Below are 18586 nucleotides of genomic sequence, written 5' to 3' on the forward strand. Positions count from 1 at the left end.
AGGTCGCCATGACTGTGCAACCCGGTCTCTACCGGCATTACAAGGGGGCCGAATACCGCGTGCTCGGCATGGCCCGGCATTCCGAAACCGAGGAGGAGCTGGTGGTCTACCAGGCCCTGTACGGCGACTTCGGGCTGTGGGTCCGACCGCTGGCGATGTTCGCCGGAAGCGTCGAAGTTGACGGCCGCCAGATGCCGCGCTTTGCTTTGATTCGAGCGGAAACCCCGTCTTTTCCGGCCATCTGAGCCACAAGTACGGCCGTCCCGCCCTTGACCGCGTGTCGGCCACCACTATATATAGCGCCGAGCTAGAGCCTTGCGGTCGGTTCGATGAGTCAATTTCGACGTCCGAGGCCCTGATACTGCGTTGCCGCTCCTCGCCATAGCCTGGCTATGACCCGTCACAGCGCCTTGTCTTGGAACCTCGTTCGGCCGAACTTGCGTTCTCGATCGCCGACCCGGCAGGCCGACAGAGGCTCCCCGCTTTCATCTTTTTTCGAATTAGGAATACTCCGATCCATGGGTAAATCGCTGGTCATCGTGGAATCCCCGGCCAAGGCCAAGACCATCAACAAGTACCTGGGCAGCCAGTACGTGGTGAAGTCGAGCATCGGCCACATCCGTGACCTGCCCACCAGCGGCTCGGCCAGTACCGCCAAGGAGCCGGCCAAGCGCGGCAAGAGCGCGGCCGCGGCCGAGGCGCCGGCGCTGTCGCCCAAGGAGAAGGCCAAGCGCCAGCTGTTCGTGCGCATGGGCGTCGACCCCGAGCACGGCTGGAAGGCTCGCTACGAGATCCTGCCGGGCAAGGAAAAGGTGGTCGACGAGCTGCGCCGTCTGGCTCAGGAAGCCGACACCATCTATCTCGCCACCGACTTGGACCGCGAGGGGGAGGCCATCGCCTGGCACCTGCGCGAATCCATCGGCGGCGACGACAGCCGCTACAAGCGCGTGGTGTTCAACGAGATCACCCAGAAGGCGATCCAGGAAGCCTTCGCCCAGCCCGGCGAGCTGGACATCAACCGGGTCAACGCGCAGCAGGCGCGGCGCTTCCTCGACCGGGTGGTCGGCTACATGGTTTCGCCGCTGCTCTGGCAGAAGATCGCCCGCGGCTTGTCCGCCGGCCGCGTGCAGTCGGTGGCGGTGAAGCTGATCGCCGAGCGCGAGCGGGAAATCCGCGCCTTCATCCCGGAGGAGTTCTGGGAGATCCATGCCGACCTGGGCACCGCCAAGGGCGCCCAGGTGCGCTTCGAGGTGGCCAGGGAGAACGGCGAGGCCTTCCGCCCGCTCAACGAGGCCCAGGCGCTGGCCGCGCTGGAGAAGCTCAAAATCTCCGGCTACACGGTGCTCAAGCGCGAGGACAAGCCGACCCGCAGCAAGCCCTCGGCGCCCTTCATCACCTCGACCCTGCAGCAGGCGGCGAGCAATCGCCTGGGCTTCTCGGTGAAGAAGACCATGATGATGGCCCAGCGCCTGTACGAGGCCGGCTACATCACCTACATGCGGACCGATTCGACCAACCTCTCGACCGATGCCCTGGAGATGGCCCGCGGTTTCATCGAGAGCGAGTTCGGTGCGAAATACCTGCCGGCCACGGCGAACATCTACACCAGCAAGGAGGGCGCCCAGGAAGCCCACGAGGCGATCCGCCCCTCCGACGTCAACCTCCGGCCGACCCAGCTGTCCGGCATGGAGCGCGACGCCGAGCGGCTCTACGAGCTGATCTGGCGCCAGTTCGTCGCCTGCCAGATGCCGCCGGCCGAATACCTGTCGACCAACGTCGGCGTCCAGGCCGGCGCCTTCGAACTGCGCGCCAAGGGCCGCATCCTCAAGTTCGACGGCTACACCCGCGTGCTGCCGCAGCTGGTCAAACCCGGCGAGGACGACGTGCTGCCGGAAATGGGCGAGGGCGAGCGCCTCGACCTGCTCAAGCTCGATCCCAGCCAGCACTTCACCAAGCCGCCGGCGCGCTACAGCGAGGCCAGCCTGGTCAAGGAGATGGAGAAGCGCGGGATCGGCCGGCCGTCGACCTATGCCGCGATCATCTCCACCATCCAGGAGCGCGGCTACGTGACCCTGCAGAACCGCCGCTTCCATTCGGAGAAGATGGGCGACATCGTCACCGAGCGACTCGCCGAAAGCTTCGCCAACCTGATGGACTACGGTTTCACCGCCAGCATGGAGGAGCATCTGGACGACGTCGCCCAAGGCGAGCGCGACTGGAAGCACCTGCTCGACGAGTTCTATGGCGATTTTCGCAAGAAACTCGAGGTCGCCGAGTCCAGCGAATCGGGCATGCGCGCCAACCAGCCGACCCTGACCGACATTCCCTGCCGCGAATGCGGCCGGCCGATGATGATCCGCACCGCCTCGACCGGCGTTTTCCTCGGCTGCTCGGGCTACAGCCTGCCGCCCAAGGAGCGCTGCAAGTCGACCCTCAACCTGGTTCCCGGCGACGAGATCGCTGCGGACGACGAGGGCGAGTCCGAGTCGCTGCTGCTGCGCAACAAGCACCGCTGCCCGAAGTGCGGCACCGCGATGGATGCCTATCTGCTCGACGAGCAGCACAAGCTGCACATCTGCGGCAACAATCCGGACTGCTCCGGCTACGAGATCGAGAAAGGCCAGTACCGCATCAAGGGCTACGAGGGTCCGAGCCTGGAGTGCGACAAGTGCGGCAGCCAGATGCAGCTCAAGACCGGCCGCTTCGGCAAGTTCTTCGGCTGCACCAACGCCGCCTGCAAGAACACCCGCAAGCTGCTGAAGAGCGGCGAGGCGGCGCCGCCGAAGATGGATGCGGTGAAGATGCCGGAACTGCGCTGCGAGAAGGTCGACGACGTCTACGTGCTGCGCGACGGCGCCTCCGGCCTGTTCCTCGCCGCCAGCCAGTTCCCGAAGAACCGCGAAACCCGTGCGCCGCTGGTCCTGGAGCTGCTCCCGCACCGGGACGAGATCGATCCGAAGTACCACTTCCTGCTGGAGGCGCCGGCCAAGGACCCGGAAGGCCGCCCGGCGGTGATCCGCTACAGCCGCAAGACCAAGGAGCAGTACGTGCAGAGCGAGGTCGAGGGCAAGCCCAGCGGTTGGCGCGCTTTCTACCAGGAAGGCCGCTGGCAGGTCGAGGACAAGCGCTGATCCTGGCCGTTCGCCTCATTTCCCGCCTGCAGGGCACCCGCCGTCGGGGACGACGGGTGCCGTCCGCGCGGCGGGTCCATACTTGCACCCCGGCCCGGCATATAGTGGCTGTCTCGATCCGGAGGGCGCCGTCATGGCCCACGAGTTGTATACCCGTACCAACCAGAAACTCTATTTTGCCGGCCTGGCGCTGGCATCCCTGCGCCAGGCGGAGGAAAGCCGGGCGCTGAATGCCCAGGCGCAGGCCTTGGCGGAGCGCGAGGCGGTGCTCTTCCACCTGTATGGCGGCCTGCTCGGGTTGTGCCATGAGATCGTCGGTTTCTATCGCCTGCCCGAGGCCGGAGCGCTGCAGGTCGAGCGCTTCCTGAATGCCGAACTGTTGAGCGCGGCCCCCAGTCCGGAATTGGCGGAGCTGGTGGAGCTGGCCGGCCAGTCGGAAACCTGGCTGGCGCAGCTGCTGGCCGAATACGCCCGGCTGTTCCTGCCGCCGCAGGCGCCCAAGAGGGCCAAGGCCGATCCTCGGCTGCCGCTGATCGAGGCGGTCAGCCTGGATGAGGAGGAAGAGGCACCGGCCCTGAGCGCCGCGCAGCTGGAGGCATGGCGCCAGCAGCTCAAGGAGCTGGCGCTGCGTTTTCGCGAGTCCCTGACCGAGTGCTGAACCCGGCGGGAAGCGCGCGAGGCGGGGCTGCCGAGAGGCGTCCGCAGGCGTGCCCAGGGATGCCCGGGGCCGACTGTTACATTACAATGCGCGGTCTTCCCCAAGAGCAGAGCCCAATGCCTACGTCCTTTCTCGAAATTGTCGAACTGCCCGATGGGCGCATCGCTTTGCGTCGCGCCGATGACGAAGAAGAGCTGGTCGTCCTCGACTTTTCCGAAAGCGCGAAGACCTTCCTGCAGGGCCACCACATCGAGGTGGCCAAGGCCATGCTGAACGTGGGCGTGCAGATGGCCGGGCGCCTGGCCGAGGGCGACTTCGAGAGCGACGGGCAGCCGCGGATTCTGCACTGAATACGGGGGCACCCGCGGGCGGACGCCTGCCGGTCCGCCGTTCTTCCTAGCGGCGTATCACGCCGACACTCAATCCTTCGATGGTCAGGTCCTGCTCGTTCAGATCGATCTCGAGCGGAGCGAACTCGGGATTTTCGGCGATCAGCCAGACCTTGTCTCCTTCGCGCTTGAAGCGCTTCACCGTGACCTCGTCGTTGAGGCGCGCCACCACGATCTGGCCGTTGTGTGCCTCGCGGCAGGTGTGCACGGCCAGCAGGTCGCCGTCGTAGATGCCGATGCCCTTCATGCTCATGCCGCGCACCCGCAGCAGGTAGTCGGCGCGAGGGTGGAAGAAGTCGGGACTGATCCTGCAGGTCTCCTCGATGTGCTGCTGGGCGAGGATCGGTGCGCCGGCCGCGACCCGGCCGACGATGGGTAGGCTGGCCGGTTCGCCGTCGGCTTCGCTGCCGGGGATGCGGATGCCGCGGGAGGCGCCCGGGGTCATTTCGATCGCGCCCTTGCGCGCCATCGCCTTGAGGTGCTCTTCTGCCGCATTGGGCGATTTGAAGCCGAGCTCCCTGGCGATCTCCGCCCGGGTCGGTGGGTAGCCGTTATCTTCCAGGCAGCGCTTGATGACGGCGAGGATTTCGACTTGGCGAGGCGTCAGTTTGGACATGGGGGCTGCTCTGTATTTTTATCCAGGTCCTGGGATTGTATACAGCAAGGCCCGGCTTGCAACCTCCCGGCGCGGCGACGGGGCGATCCCGCGCAGTCCGGCGTTCGAATTGCAATACAATGACGGGTAAAAAATGACAGGGTTGTCACCCGGCGGAGGATGCATGCCCCACTCGGAAACCGTCGAGCGCATCTTGGATGCAGCGGAGCAGCTGTTCGCGGAGCGGGGGTTCGCCGAAACCTCGTTGCGGCTGATCACCAGCAAGGCCGATGTCAATCTGGCGGCGGTGAACTATCACTTCGGCTCGAAGAGCGCGCTCATCGAGGCGGTCTTTTCCCGGGTGCTCGGCCCGTTCTGCGCCAGTCTGGAGCGCGAGCTGGACCGTCGCCAGGCCAGTCCGGAAGGCGGCATGGGCCTGGAGGAGCTGCTGGAGGTCACCATCGAGCAAGTGCAGTCGGCCCGTTTGTGCAGCGGTGGCGACCTGGCCACCTTCATGCGCCTGCTCGGCCTGGCCTTGAGCCAGGAGCACGGGCATCTGCGGCGTTACCTCGAGGATATGTACGGCAAGCTCTTCCGGCGCTACCTGCTCCTGCTGCAGGAGGCGGTGCCGCGGATTCCGCCGCTGGAGCTGTTCTGGCGCACCCATTTCATGCTCGGTGCGGCGATCTTCAGCCTGTCCGGGATCGATACGCTGCGTGCCTTCGCCGAGGAGCGCTTCGGCGTGCAGACCTCCAGCGAACAGGCGATGCGCCTGCTGGTGCCCTTTCTGGCCGCCGGCATGCGGGCGGAGAGCGCCCTGCGCGACCCGCAACTGGCCGTTGCCCAGCCCAGGCCGCGCGCCAAGGTGGCGGTATCCGCGGCCTGTGTGGCCCGTCCCGTCCTGCCCGATGCGGACGAATAGGCGGCGTCGCCCCGATCGGCTAAGCTAGCCGCCCATGCGACCTCTCGATTTTCTCCATATCTCCCTGGCGGACCAGGCGCTGTACGGCTTTGCCGACGGCCAACTGGTCCTGCGTCTGGCGGTTTCCACCGCCCTGAACGGCCCCGGCGAGCAGTCCGGCTCCGGCTGCACGCCGCGCGGGCTGCATCGGGTGCGGGCGAGGATCGGCGAGGGGTTGCCCGCAGGAGCGGTGCTGCGTGGGCGACGTTGGACCGGCGAGATCTGGACGCCGCAGCTGCACGAGGCCTTTCCCGGGCGCGACTGGATCCTCACCCGGATTCTCTGGCTGAGCGGTTGCGAAGTCGGGCGAAACCGGCTCGGCGCGGTCGACACCTTCCGCCGCTACATCTACCTCCATGGCACGCCCGACAGCGAGCCCATGGGAGTACCGCGTTCCCACGGCTGCGTGCGCCTGCGCAACGCCGACCTGCTGGAGCTCTACCCGCGCGTGCCTCTGCACTGCCGCGTGCGGATCGAAGAAGCGCCGTGCCCCGGCTGGGCGATGGCCGATCTCACTTAAGGATTTTCCATGCAAGGCTCTTTGATGCTGGACATCGCCGGCACCTGGCTGACCGCCGAGGATCGCCGCCTGCTGCGCCAGCCCGAGGTGGGCGGCCTGATCCTGTTCGCCCGCAATATCGAGCACCCCGTCCAGGTTCGCGAACTCTGCGCGGCGATCCGTGCCGTGCGTCCCGATCTGCTGCTCGCCGTGGACCAAGAGGGCGGCCGCGTGCAGCGCCTGCGCCAGGGCTTCGTCCGTCTGCCGGCGATGGGCGCGCTGGCCGGCCACGACGAGGCCGAGCGGCTGGCCGAGGCGTGCGGCTGGCTGATGGCCAGCGAGGTGCTGGCGGCGGGGCTCGACTTCAGCTTCGCCCCGGTGCTGGACCTCGACCACGGGCGCAGCGCGGTGATCGGCTCGCGCGCCTTCGGCGGCGATCCGCTGACGGTCGTCCAACTGGCCGGGGCCTTCATCCGCGGCATGCATGCCGCCGGCATGGCCGCCACCGGCAAGCATTTCCCGGGACATGGCTGGGCGGAGGCGGACTCCCATGTGGCCATCCCCACCGACGAGCGCAGTCTCGAAGCGATCCGCGGCCAGGATCTGCTGCCCTTCCAGCGCCTTGGCGGGCAGCTGGACGCGCTGATGCCGGCGCACGTCATCTACCCGCAGGTGGATGCGCAGCCGGCCGGCTTTTCCCGCCGCTGGCTGCAGGACATCCTGCACGGCGAGCTGGGCTTCGACGGGGTGGTGTTCAGCGACGACCTGTCGATGGCCGGTGCCCAGGTGGCTGGCGATGCGGCGGCGCGGATCGAGGCGGCGCTCGCCGCCGGCTGCGACATGGGGCTGGTGTGCAACGACCGGGCGGCGGCCGAGCTGGCGCTGTCCGCCCTGCAGCGCCTCGGCGCGAAGCCGGCGCCCCGCCTGGCGCGGATGCGCCGGCGGGCCTTCCCGGGGCTCGACTACAAGCAAAACCCACGCTGGCTGTGCGCGCTCGAGAGTCTGCGCGAGGCCCGGCTGATCGATTGAGGAGATAAGATGACGGTCCATGCGATCATCGGCGGCACCGGCCTGACCCAGCTGGAAGGGCTGGGCATTCGCCAGTCCCTGCCGCTGGAGACGCCCTACGGCGCCCCTTCCGCAGACATCCTGCGCGGCGAGTACGCCGGCCGCGAGGTCCTGTTCCTGGCGCGCCACGGCCATCCGCACCGGATCCCGCCGCACCAGGTCAACTACCGGGCGAACCTCTGGGCCCTGCGCCAGGCCGGGGCCGAGGCGATCCTCGCGGTGAACGCCGTCGGCGGTATCCACGCGGCGATGGGTACCGGACACTTCTGCGTGCCGCACCAACTGGTCGACTACACCTACGGCCGCGCCCACACCTACTTCGAGGGCGAGCTGGAGGCGGTCACCCATGTGGACTTCAGCCATCCCTACGACGAGGGGCTGCGCCAGCGGCTGATCGCGGCGCTGCTGGCCGAGGGCTGCGCCTTCAGCGGGCACGGGGTCTATGCGTGCACCCAGGGGCCGCGCCTGGAAACCGCCGCGGAAATCGTCCGTCTGGAGCGGGACGGCTGCGACATCGTCGGCATGACCGGCATGCCCGAGGCGGCGCTGGCCCGCGAGCTGGGGCTGCCTTACGCCTGTCTGGCGCTGGTGGTGAATCCGGCGGCCGGCAAGAGCAGCGCGCTGATCACCATGGCCGACATCGAGCACGCCCTGGGCGAGGGCATGGGCAAGGCCAAGGCGGTGCTGGGGCGCGTGCTGGCAGCCTGAATCGGCGCGGCGTGCAAATGAAAAGGACCGCCGCGGCGGTCCTTTTTCGTTTGCGGGGGGATCGTCAGAGCGGGTTCACCCGGATCAGCAGGCCCAGGTTGCCGTGATCGAGAAAGGTCAGCTGTCCGGCGGACAGGCGGCTCGTCTGTTTCAGGCGCTCGCTGCCGGCGAGAAAGCCGGTGTTGTCGAAGCGATTGATCCAGAACTCCGCCGCGACATCCAGGTAGCGGCCCTGGGTCAGGCTCAGCGTGCCCTCGATGGGGAAGTGACCGTGACGCTCCTTGCCGACGCTCAGCGCCATCCGGTTCGGCGCAGCGCCCAGCTGTTGTTGCCAGGCCTGGTGCAGCAGCACCTGGTACCCCTCGGCAGCGGACAGCTTGGCCGCCTGCTCCTCCAGGGCCGGTGTCCGGCGGTTGGTGTCGTTGAGGGCCTGCGCCCCGGCCGCCCAGTTCTCCGCCGGCGGCTGGCCGGCCGGCAGCGGATCGCCGGGTTGGCGGAACAGGATCAGTTCGACCTGATAGAGCCCCTCGGCAAACGTGGACGAGGCGAGCAGGGCGAACAGTAGGGGAAGTAGGCGTAGCGCACGCATGGAGTCTGTCCTTAAGCGGATGGCGGAGTCAGGCGCTCGAGCAGCGCCTCCAAGGTATTGAAGCGTTCTTCCGGGCGCTCCATCGGCACCTGGAACTTGAGCAGGGTGGCGCCTTCGAACTTGTAACGGTTCGGCTGGCCCTGGATCAGCTTGATCAGCACCAGCGGATCGACGCAGGTGTGGGCGGCGAACTCGAGGCGCCCGCCCTGCGGCCCGGCGTCGATCTTGGCGATGCCGAGCCGTTCCGCCTGCAGTTTCAGGCGGGTCAGGCGCATCAGGTGCTTGGTCGGCTCCGGCAGGAGGCCGAAGCGGTCGATCATTTCCACCTGCAGCTCCTTGAGTTCCTCCTCGTCGGCGGCCGAGGCGATGCGCTTGTAGAGGATCAGGCGGGCGTGCACGTCCGGCAGATAGTCCTCGGGGATCAACACCGGTACCCGCAGGTTGATCTCCGGGCCACCGCCCAAGGGCTGCTCGAGGTTGGGCTGTTCGCCCTTGCGGATGGCCTTGACCGCACGTTCGAGCATTTCCATGTAGAGGGTGAAGCCGACGGCTTGGATCTGCCCGCTCTGGCCCTCGCCGAGCAGCTCGCCGGCGCCGCGGATCTCCAGGTCGTGGGTAGCCAGGACGAAACCGGCGCCGAGGTCTTGGGCGTCGGCGATGGCCTCCAGGCGCTTCTGCGCGTCCTCGGTCATCTGCTTGCGCGGCGGGGTGAGCAGGTAGGCATAGGCCTGGTGGTGGCTGCGCCCGACCCGCCCGCGCAACTGGTGCAGCTGGGCCAGGCCGAACTTGTCGGCGCGCTCGATGACGATGGTGTTGGCGCTGGGCACGTCGATGCCGGTCTCGATGATGGTCGAAGCCACCAGCACGTTGAAGCGCTTGTGGTAGAAGTCGCTCATCACTTGTTCCAGCTCGCGCTCGCGCATCTGTCCGTGGCCGATGGCGATGCGCGCCTCCGGCACCAGCTCGGCCAGTTCGCGGGCGCATTTCTCGATGGTCTTCACCTCGTTGTGCAGGTAGTAGACCTGGCCGCCGCGTAGCAATTCGCGCAGCAGCGCCTCCTTGATCACCGCGTTCTGCTGCTCCATGACGAAGGTCCGCACCGACAGCCGGCGCGCCGGCGGGGTGGCGATGATCGACAGGTCGCGCATGCCCGCCACCGCCATGTTCAGGGTGCGCGGGATCGGCGTGGCGGTCAGGGTGAGGATGTCCACCTCGCTGCGCAGGGCCTTGAGCTGTTCCTTCTGGCGCACGCCGAAGCGATGTTCCTCGTCGATGATCGCCAGGCCCAGGTTCTTGAACTTGACGTCGTCCTGGAGGAGCTTGTGGGTGCCGATGACGATGTCGATCTTGCCCTCGGCCAGGGCGGCGATGGCGCCTTCGACTTCCTTGGCCGACTTGAAGCGGCTCATCACCTCGACCTTCACCGGCCAGTCGGCGAAGCGGTCGCGGAAGCTGTTGTAGTGCTGCTGGGCGAGCAGGGTGGTCGGCACCAGCACCGCTACCTGCCGGCCGCCGTGCACGGCGATGAAGGCGGCGCGCATGGCCACCTCGGTCTTGCCGAAGCCGACGTCGCCGCAGACCAGGCGGTCCATCGGCCGGGGCGCCAGCATGTCGGCGCGTACCGCGTCGATGGTGGCCTGCTGGTCCGGGGTTTCCTCGAAGGGGAAGCTGGCGCTGAAGGTCGCGTAGTCGGCGGCCGGGTCCTTGAAGGCGAAGCCTTCGCGGGCGGCGCGGCGGGCATAGATGTCGAGCAGTTCGGCGGCGACGTCGCGGACCTGATCGGCGGCCTTGCGCTTGGCCTTCTGCCATTGTTCCGAGCCGAGCCGGTGCAGCGGGGCGAGGGCATCGTCGCTGCCGGTATAGCGGGCGATCAGGTGCAGGTTGGCCACAGGCACGTAGAGCTTGGCCTCCTCGGCGTATTCCAGCATGAGGAACTCGGCGGCCTGGCCCTCGACCTCCAGGGTGACCAGTCCGCGGTAGCGGCCGACGCCGTGGTCGATGTGCACCACCGGCGAGCCTTCGTGCAGCTCGGTGAGGTGCTTGATGACGTTGTCGCCGCCGTCGCGGGTCTTTTCCCGGCGCCGGCGCTGCATCACCCGCTGGCCGAACAGCTGGCTTTCCGCTACCAGCGCCAGGGCCGGCTGGTCGAGCAGCAGGCCCTCGTCCAGCGGGGCGACGGCGATGGCCAGGCGTTCGCCGCTCTCCGCGAAGGCCGGCCAGCCGTCGACGCCGCGCGGCTTGAGGCCGAGGCGCGCCAGCAGCTCCAGCAGCACCTCGCGGCGCCCGGCCGATTCGGCGGTGAACAGCACGCGGCCCGGGAACGCGTCGAGAAAGCCCGCCAGGGCCGCCAGCGGCTGGCTGGCCTTGGCGTCGATGGCCAGTGCCGGCAGAGGGCGCGTGGGCAGGCGTTCGCGGCCGACACCGGGCTCGAGATCCTCTGCCGAGACGACCACCCGTGGCCAGTCCTTCAGGCGGGCGAAGCAGTCTTCGACCGGCAGGAACAGTTCGCCGGGCGGCAGCAGAGGGCGTTCCGGATCGTGGCGGCGTTCTTCGTAACGGTTGCGCACGTCGTTCCAGAACTGTTCGGCGGCCTGTTCGATGCCGGGCAGGGAAAACACCTGGGTATCGGCCGGCAGGTAGTCGAGGAGCGTGGCGGTTTCCTCGAAGAACAGCGGAATGTAGTACTCGATGCCGGCCGGGGTGATGCCGCTGGAGAGGTCCTGGTAGATCGGGCAGCGGCGGAAGTCGACGTCGAAGCGATCGCGGAAGCGGGCGCGGAAGACGGCGACCGCCTCCTTCTGCAGCGGGAATTCGCGGGCCGGCAGCAGGCGGATCGACTCGACCTTGTCGATCGAGCGCTGGGTTTCCGGCTCGAAGGTGCGCAGGGTCTCGATCTCGTCGTCGAACAGGTCGATACGGTAGGGCCGCTCGCTGCCCATCGGAAAGAGGTCGATCAGCGCGCCGCGCACGGCGAATTCGCCGTGTTCGTAGACGGTTTCCACGCAGCGGTAGCCGGCCGCCTCCAGGCGCTGGCGCATCTGCTCCACGTCGAGCCGCTGGCCGACGTCCAGTACCAGGCTGCTGCCCAGCAGGAAGGATTTCGGCGCCAGGCGGTGCAGGGCGGAGGTGATCGGCACCACCAGCACGCCGTGGCTCAGCTCCGGCAGGCGGTAGAGACTGGCGATACGCTGGGAGACGATGTCCTGGTGGGGCGAGAACAGGTCGTAGGGCAGGGTTTCCCAGTCCGGGAACTGCAGCACCGGAAGCGTCGGGGCGAAGAAGCGCAGCTCCTGTTCCAGGCGTTCGGCACTCAGGCTGTCGGCGGTCAGCAGCAGGGTGAAGCGCTGGGCGGCATTGGCAGCCTCGGCGATCGCCAGCGACGGCGCCGCGCCTTGCAGGTTGCCCCAGTGTTGTTTGCCGGAGGCGGCCGGCAGGCTCGGAAGACGCAGTACAGACACGGGGAGGCGTGGCTCCGGGGGAGAATTGATATCCGGTCGATTGTAACTATCCGCGCGCTTTGCTGTCAGTGTTTCGTCCGCTGCAGATTGCCGACCCGTGTTGGCGTCGTCATAATGTAGCCATTTTTGTCAGCCCCTACATGTGGAAGGTATCACCCGTGAGTCAGAAGCCCGACCAGTGTCTTGGTGAATGGATTGATCGTGAGGCTCTCGCTGAGGCGATGATCCCGCTGATTGGCCAGCTCTATCGCAACAGCAATGTGGTGACCTCGATCTTCGGCCGCAGCCTGATCAACCGATCCGTGATTGCGATCCTCAAGGCCCACCGTTTCGCCCGTCACCGCCAGAGCGACGAATGCGAGCTGTCGGTGCACGATACCTTCCCGATCCTCAAGGCCATGAGCGAGCTGAAGCTCGGTGCCGCCTCGGTCGATCTGGGCAAGATGGTCGGCAAGTACAAGGAGGGCGCCGCCGGTCGTTCCGTCGAGCAGTTCGTCCGCGACGAGCTGGCCGACGTGGTCGGCAAGCAGAGCACCCAGCAGCACAAGGGCGTCGACGTGGTGCTGTACGGCTTCGGCCGCATCGGTCGCCTGCTGGCGCGCATCCTGATCCAGAAGACCGGCGGCGGCGACGGCCTGCGCCTGCGTGCCATCGTCGTGCGCAAGGGCGCCGACAACGACCTGGCCAAGCGCGCCAGCCTGCTGCGTCGCGACTCGGTGCATGGCCCGTTCGACGGTACCATCACCATGGACGAGGAGAACAACACCATCCTCGCCAACGGCAACCTGATCCAGGTGATCTACTCCAACGATCCGACCACCGTCGACTACACCCAGTACGGCATCCAGGATGCCATCGTGGTGGACAACACCGGCAAGTGGCGCGATGCCGAGGGGCTCGGCCAGCACCTGAAGTGCCCGGGTGCCGCCCGCGTGGTGCTGACCGCTCCGGGCAAGGGCGCGCTGAAGAACATCGTGCACGGTATCAACCATCGCGAGATCACCGACGAGGACAAGATCGTCTCCGCGGCGTCCTGCACCACCAACGCCATCGTGCCGGTGCTGAAGGCGGTGAACGACAAGTTCGGCATTGCCAACGGTCACGTGGAGACCGTGCACTCTTACACCAACGACCAGAATCTGATCGACAACTTCCACAAGGGCAGCCGCCGTGGCCGCAGTGCCCCGCTGAACATGGTGATCACCGAGACCGGCGCGGCCATCGCGGCAGCCAAGGCTCTGCCGGAACTGAAAGGCAAACTGACCGGCAACGCGATCCGTGTGCCGACGCCGAACGTCTCCATGGCGATCCTCAATCTGAACCTGGAGAAGCCCACCACGCGCGACGAGATCAACGAGTATCTGCGCCAGGTGGCGATGTTCTCCGACCTGCACAAGCAGATCGACTTCGTCAACTCGTCCGAGGTGGTGTCCACCGACTTCGTCGGCTCCCGCCATGCTGGCGTGGTGGACGCCGAAGCAACCATCTGCACCGACAATCGTGTCGTGCTCTACGTCTGGTACGACAACGAGTTCGGCTACAGCTGCCAGGTGGTACGCGTGCTGGAGGAGATGGCAGGAGTCAATCCGCTGGCCTTCCCGCGCTGATCGTTGCACCGACCGCCAAAACGGGAGCCCCAGGGCTCCCGTTTTAGTTTTCTGTTCCAGATCTTCCGCGACCGCTTGCAGCGCTGTGCAGGGCATGGACGGGAGATTTCCTTTCAAGAAAACATAAAAAAAACAAGCCCTTGGGTGGTCATCATTCGGGGGCATCCTTATAATCGGGCGGATTTTTTTCCTGGATTCGGAGACTGCAAAGCGCTGGGACGGTTGCGGTTCGCCGTCGATTGCCCCTTTTCTGTGTCTTTTTCGAGTCTTGCAATATTTTTGAAATCAGTGGGTTAGGCCTAAAACCTATGATCAGAATCAAACGAGGGCTCGACTTGCCCATAACCGGTGAGCCGGTGCAGCGCATAGAAGCTGCGAGACCGGCTCGCAGTGTGGCTGTGATAGGCTTCGACTATCACGGCATGAAGCCAACCATGAATGTGCAGGTCGGCGACCGGGTCAAGCTCGGCCAAGTCCTGTTCGGCGACAAGAAGAACCCGGGTGTCCAGTACACCGCTCCGGGGGCCGGTGTCGTCGCTGCCATCCACCGCGGGGCCCAGCGTGTCCTGCAGTCGGTGGTCATCGATCTGGACGGCGACGAAGAGGAAATCTTCGCCCAGTACGCGCCGGAGCAACTGGAGAGCCTGAGCGGCGAGCAGGTGCGCGAGAACCTGCTGCGTTCCGGCCTGTGGACTGCGCTGCGTGCCCGGCCGTTCAGTCGCGTGCCGGCGGTCGACGCGACGCCCAGCTCGATCTTCGTCACCGCGGTCGATACCCACCCGTTGGCGGCGAATCCGCTGATGATCATCACCGAGCAGGCGGCGGACTTCGAGAACGGCCTCAAGGTGCTCGGCAATCTGGCCAAGATCTACCTGTGCAAGGCCGACCGCGTCGCCTTGCCCGGCGAGCAACTGGCCAAGGTGCAGGCCGAAGCCTTCACCGGCCCGCATCCGGCCGGTCTGGCCGGTACCCACATCCATTTCCTCGATCCGGTCAGTGCCAGCAAGAGCGTCTGGACCATCAACTACCAGGACGTGATCGCGGTCGGCAAGCTGTTCACCAGCGGCCGGCTGTCGGTCGAGCGCGTCGTCGCCTTGGGAGGCCCGGTGGTCGAGCGTCCGCGCCTGCTGCGTACCCGTCTGGGTGCCAGTCTCGACGAGCTGACCGCCGGCGAGCTGCAGCCCGGCTACAACCGCGTGGTGTCCGGCTCGCTGCTCGGTGGGCGCAGTGCCCATGGCGCCTTCGCTTATCTGGGGCGCTATCACCTGCAGGTGTCCTGCCTGAAGGAGGGCGACGAGCGGGAAATGCTGCACTACCTGCGCGCCGGCACGGAGAAGCATTCGCTGCTCAACGTCTTCGTCTCCACGCTGGCGGAAGACAAGCGCTTTGCCTTCTCCACCTCCACCAACGGCAGCCCGCGTGCCATGGTGCCGGTCGGCAACTACGAGGAGGTGATGCCGCTGGACATCCTGCCGACGCAGTTGCTGCGCAGCCTGATCGTTGGCGACACCGAGATGGCCCAGAAGCTCGGTGCCCTGGAGCTGGACGAAGAAGATCTGGCCCTGTGCAGCTATGTCTGCGCCGGCAAGTACGAGTACGGCCCGATTCTCCGGGACAACCTCGCCCGTATCGAGAAGGAGGGTTGATTGATGGGAATCCGAGCGTTTCTCGACAAGATCGAGCACAATTTCGAGAAGGGCGGCAGGTTCGAGAAGTGGTACGCCCTCTACGAGGCGGTCGACACCTTTCTCTACCGTCCGGCCAGCGTGACCAAGACCACCGCCCATGTGCGCGACGGCATCGATCTCAAGCGGATGATGATCCTGGTCTGGCTCTGCACCTTTCCGGCGATGTTCTTCGGTATGTGGAATACCGGCTACCAGGCCAACCTGATTTTTGCCAAGAGCCCCGAGCTGCTGGCGGCCCAGGACGGCTGGCGCTTCGCCCTGACCGGCGCCCTGGCCGGGTTCGACCCGAACCGCCTGTGGGACTGCTTCGTCCAGGGGGCAGCCTACTTCCTGCCGATCTATGCGGTGACCTTCATCGTCGGCGGTTTCTGGGAAGTGCTGTTCGCCTCGGTGCGCAAGCATGAGATCAACGAGGGCTTCTTCGTCACCTCCGTGCTGTTCGCCCTCATCCTGCCGCCGAGCATTCCGCTCTGGCAGGTGGCGCTGGGCATCAGCTTCGGCGTGGTGATCGGCAAGGAAGTGTTCGGCGGTACCGGCAAGAACTTCCTCAACCCGGCGCTGGTCGGCCGGGCCTTCCTGTTCTTCGCCTACCCGGCGCAGATGTCCGGCGATGCGGTGTGGACCGCAGTCGACGGTTATGCCGGTGCTACCGCCCTGAGTCTGGCGGCTGCCGGCGGCATCGATAGCGTGGTGGCCACCGGTGCCGGTTGGATGGATGCCTTCCTGGGCACCGTGCACGGTTCCATCGGCGAAACCAGCACCCTGGCGATCTTCATCGGCGGAGCCGTGCTGCTGGCGACCAAGATCGCCGCCTGGCGCATCGTCGCCGGTGTGATGGCCGGCATGATTGCCCTGAGCACGTTGTTCAACCTGATCGGTTCCGACACCAATCCGATGTTCGCCATGCCCTGGTACTGGCACCTGGTGGTCGGCGGCTTCGCCTTCGGCATGCTGTTCATGGCCACCGACCCGGTCTCGGCGTCCATGACCAATACCGGCAAGTGGGTGTTCGGCATCCTCATCGGGGTGATGGTCGTAATGATCCGGGTGGTCAACCCGGCCTTCCCCGAAGGCATGATGCTGGCGATCCTGTTCGGCAACCTGTGTGCGCCGCTGATCGACCATTTCGTTGTTCAGGCCAACATCAAGCGGAGGCTGGCACGCAATGTCTAATCAGAAAGAATCCACCGTCCGCACGCTGGCGGTGGCCCTGGTGGTCTGCCTAGTGTGCTCGGTGTTCGTCGCCGGCGCCGCCGTGGCGCTGAAGTCGACCCAGATCGAGAACAAGGAGCTGGACAAGCAGCGCAGCATCCTGGCCATCGCCGGGCTGGGCGATGCGGACCTGTCCGGCAAGCAGGTCAAGGCGCTGTACAAGGAACGCATCGTCGCCAAGGTGGTGGACCTGGAGTCCGGCACCTTCAGCGATGCGCAGGACGTAAATACCTTCGATCCGCTCAAGGCGGCCAAGGACCCCAAACTGTCCGACGCCCTGCCGGGCGAGCAGGACATCGCCTCGATCAAGCGGCGCGAGCGTTTCACCACCGTTTATCTGGTGGAAAAGGATGGCCAGCTCGACACCCTGATCCTGCCGGTGCGCGGCTACGGCCTGTGGTCGACCCTGTACGGCTTCATGGCGCTCAAGGGCGACCTGAATACCGTGGTCGGCATGGGCTTCTACCAGCACGCCGAGACCCCCGGTCTGGGCGGCGAAGTGGACAATCCGAAATGGAAAGCCCTGTGGCCGGGCAAGACCCTGTTCGACGAGGACGGCAAGCTGGCCGTGGATATCGTCAAGGGCAACGTCGATTCGCAAAGTCCGAAAGCAACCCATCAGGTCGATGGCCTGGCTGGCGCGACCCTGACCAGCAACGGCGTCGAGAACCTGCTGCGCTTCTGGCTCGGCCAGAAGGGCTTCGGTCCGTTTATCGCTAACCTGCGCAATGGGGGGGCCTGAGCATGGCGCAACCGACCATCAAGGAAGTCCTGTTAAATCCGGTCTTCAACAACAACCCCATCGGCCTGCAGATCCTCGGCATCTGTTCGGCGCTGGCGGTCACCTCGAACCTGAAGACCGCGCTGGTGATGGCCATCGGGCTGACCCTGGTGACGGCCTGTTCGAGCATGTTCATCTCGATGATCCGCAGCCAGATCCCCAGCTCGATCCGCATGATCGTGCAGATGGTGATCATCGCCTCGCTGGTGATCGTGGTCGACCAGTTGCTCAAGGCCTTCGCCTACGGGCTGTCCAAGCAGCTCTCGGTGTTCGTCGGCCTGATCATCACCAACTGCATCGTGATGGGGCGTGCCGAGGCTTTCGCCATGCAGAACCCGCCGGCCCTGTCGTTCTACGACGGTATCGGCAATGGCCTGGGCTACAGCGTCATGCTGATCGTGCTGGGCGTTTTTCGTGAGCTGTTCGGCGCCGGCAAGCTGTTCGGCTTCACCATCATTCCGGTGGTCAACGACGGCGGCTGGTATCAGCCCAACGGGCTGCTGCTGCTGCCGCCCTCGGCCTTCTTCCTCATCGGCCTGATCGTCTGGGGGCTGCGCACCTGGCGGAAGGATCAGGCCGAGCAGCCGGCCTATCGCTTGGCCCCGCAGGTCTCGAACAAGGAGGCTTACTAAATGGAGCACTACATCAGTCTGTTCGTGAAGTCCGTGTTCATCGAGAACATGGCTTTGGCGTTCTTCCTCGGCATGTGCACCTTCATTGCCATTTCCAAGAAGGTGGAGACCGCCATCGGTCTCGGCATCGCGGTCGTGGTGGTCCAGGCCATCACCGTGCCGGCCAACAACCTGCTCTATGCCTATCTGCTCAAGGAGGGGGCGCTGGCCTGGGCCGGCCTGCCCGATATCGATCTCAGCTTCCTCGGCTTTCTGAGCTACATCGGGGTGATCGCTGCCATCGTGCAGATCCTTGAGATGCTCCTGGACAAGTACGTACCCTCGCTCTACAACGCGCTGGGCGTGTACTTGCCGCTGATCACGGTGAACTGCGCCATCATGGCCGGCTCGCTGTTCATGGTCGAGCGCGACTACAACTTCCCGGAAAGCGTGGTCTACGGCGTCGGCTCGGGTTTCTCCTGGGCGCTGGCCATCGCCTTGCTCGCCGGTATCCGCGAGAAGCTGAAGTACAGCGATGTGCCCGAAGGGCTGCAGGGACTGGGGATCACCTTCATCACCATTGGCCTGATGTCCCTGGGCTTCATGTCTTTCTCCGGCGTACAGCTGTAAG

17 protein-coding genes are annotated in these 18586 nt (G+C 65.9%); 14 read left to right on the forward strand and 3 right to left on the reverse strand.

The annotated features are described in order from the left end of the window. Nucleotides 1-8 precede the first annotated feature (8 nt). The 4 genes from BMY22_RS11050 (at nt 9) to BMY22_RS11065 (ending at nt 4139) form a co-directional block, all read left to right on the forward strand. On the forward strand, nt 9-245 hold the full coding sequence (locus tag BMY22_RS11050) for a DUF1653 domain-containing protein (protein WP_090621948.1): 237 nt from the start codon (nt 9-11) through the stop codon (nt 243-245). A 273-nt stretch (nt 246-518) separates the two neighbouring features. Then, complete coding sequence (gene topA / locus BMY22_RS11055) at nt 519-3131, forward strand: type I DNA topoisomerase (protein WP_090621949.1); 2613 nt, start codon at nt 519-521, stop codon at nt 3129-3131. Nucleotides 3132-3264: 133 nt separating this feature from the next. Next, complete coding sequence (locus BMY22_RS11060) at nt 3265-3789, forward strand: DUF6586 family protein (RefSeq protein ID WP_090621950.1); 525 nt, start codon at nt 3265-3267, stop codon at nt 3787-3789. 116 nt (nt 3790-3905) lie between these two features. Beyond that, nucleotides 3906-4139, forward strand: coding sequence for a hypothetical protein (locus BMY22_RS11065; protein WP_090621952.1), 234 nt, complete (start codon nt 3906-3908; stop codon nt 4137-4139). A 46-nt stretch (nt 4140-4185) separates the two neighbouring features. Here the strand turns inward: BMY22_RS11065 and lexA are convergent, their stop codons facing one another. Then, nucleotides 4186-4794, reverse strand: a complete 609-nt coding sequence (gene lexA, locus BMY22_RS11070; RefSeq protein ID WP_090621954.1) for a transcriptional repressor LexA — start codon at nt 4792-4794, stop codon at nt 4186-4188. A 163-nt stretch (nt 4795-4957) separates the two neighbouring features. On the opposite strand from lexA, the gene BMY22_RS11075 reads away from it, so the two are divergent. From BMY22_RS11075 to BMY22_RS11090, 4 genes are read left to right on the forward strand one after another with little or no spacing between them, the layout of a single operon-like run. Then, on the forward strand, nt 4958-5695 hold the full coding sequence (locus BMY22_RS11075) for a TetR/AcrR family transcriptional regulator (protein WP_090621955.1): 738 nt from the start codon (nt 4958-4960) through the stop codon (nt 5693-5695). A 34-nt stretch (nt 5696-5729) separates the two neighbouring features. Next, nucleotides 5730-6254: a L,D-transpeptidase gene (locus BMY22_RS11080; RefSeq protein ID WP_090621957.1), complete on the forward strand. Its 525-nt coding sequence runs from the start codon at nt 5730-5732 to the stop codon at nt 6252-6254. A 9-nt stretch (nt 6255-6263) separates the two neighbouring features. Continuing rightward, a complete protein-coding gene (gene nagZ / locus BMY22_RS11085) occupies nt 6264-7262 on the forward strand; it encodes a beta-N-acetylhexosaminidase (protein WP_090621958.1) in 999 nt (332 codons plus the stop codon). A 9-nt stretch (nt 7263-7271) separates the two neighbouring features. After that, on the forward strand, nt 7272-8009 hold the full coding sequence (locus tag BMY22_RS11090; RefSeq protein WP_090621960.1) for an S-methyl-5'-thioinosine phosphorylase: 738 nt from the start codon (nt 7272-7274) through the stop codon (nt 8007-8009). Nucleotides 8010-8073: 64 nt separating this feature from the next. Here the strand turns inward: BMY22_RS11090 and BMY22_RS11095 are convergent, their stop codons facing one another. Together BMY22_RS11095 and mfd are read right to left on the reverse strand one after the other, a co-directional pair. Beyond that, a complete protein-coding gene (locus BMY22_RS11095) occupies nt 8074-8598 on the reverse strand; it encodes a CsiV family protein (RefSeq protein ID WP_090621962.1) in 525 nt (174 codons plus the stop codon). Nucleotides 8599-8609: 11 nt separating this feature from the next. Further along, entirely contained in the window at nt 8610-12056 is a 3447-nt protein-coding gene (gene mfd, locus BMY22_RS11100) for a transcription-repair coupling factor (RefSeq protein WP_090621963.1), read from the reverse strand. Nucleotides 12057-12196: 140 nt separating this feature from the next. On the opposite strand from mfd, the gene BMY22_RS11105 reads away from it, so the two are divergent. The 6 genes from BMY22_RS11105 to nqrE all read left to right on the forward strand — a co-directional run bounded on the left by BMY22_RS11105 (nt 12197) and on the right by nqrE (nt 18585). Next, nucleotides 12197-13663 (forward strand): glyceraldehyde-3-phosphate dehydrogenase, encoded by a 1467-nt coding sequence (locus tag BMY22_RS11105; protein WP_090621965.1) that lies wholly within the window; start codon nt 12197-12199, stop codon nt 13661-13663. Nucleotides 13664-13971: 308 nt separating this feature from the next. Next, nucleotides 13972-15309: a Na(+)-translocating NADH-quinone reductase subunit A gene (locus BMY22_RS11110; protein ID WP_090621966.1), complete on the forward strand. Its 1338-nt coding sequence runs from the start codon at nt 13972-13974 to the stop codon at nt 15307-15309. Between the two features lie 3 nt (nt 15310-15312). Further along, entirely contained in the window at nt 15313-16524 is a 1212-nt protein-coding gene (locus tag BMY22_RS11115) for an NADH:ubiquinone reductase (Na(+)-transporting) subunit B (protein ID WP_090621968.1), read from the forward strand. Then, nucleotides 16517-17305 (forward strand): Na(+)-translocating NADH-quinone reductase subunit C, encoded by a 789-nt coding sequence (locus tag BMY22_RS11120; RefSeq protein ID WP_090621970.1) that lies wholly within the window; start codon nt 16517-16519, stop codon nt 17303-17305. The genes BMY22_RS11115 and BMY22_RS11120 overlap by 8 nt, the downstream gene beginning before the upstream one ends. Continuing rightward, nucleotides 17302-17976, forward strand: coding sequence for an NADH:ubiquinone reductase (Na(+)-transporting) subunit D (locus BMY22_RS11125; RefSeq protein ID WP_170849297.1), 675 nt, complete (start codon nt 17302-17304; stop codon nt 17974-17976). Before BMY22_RS11120 ends, BMY22_RS11125 begins: the two co-directional genes overlap by 4 nt. Further along, nucleotides 17977-18585 carry an NADH:ubiquinone reductase (Na(+)-transporting) subunit E gene (gene nqrE, locus BMY22_RS11130; RefSeq protein WP_090621973.1) on the forward strand — a complete coding sequence of 203 codons (609 nt, stop codon included), beginning with the start codon at nt 17977-17979 and terminating at the stop codon, nt 18583-18585. It begins immediately after the preceding gene. Nucleotide 18586 lies beyond the last annotated feature (1 nt).

Origin of the sequence: Azotobacter beijerinckii (assembly GCF_900110885.1) — a bacterium.
GTDB lineage: Bacteria > Pseudomonadota > Gammaproteobacteria > Pseudomonadales > Pseudomonadaceae > Azotobacter > Azotobacter beijerinckii.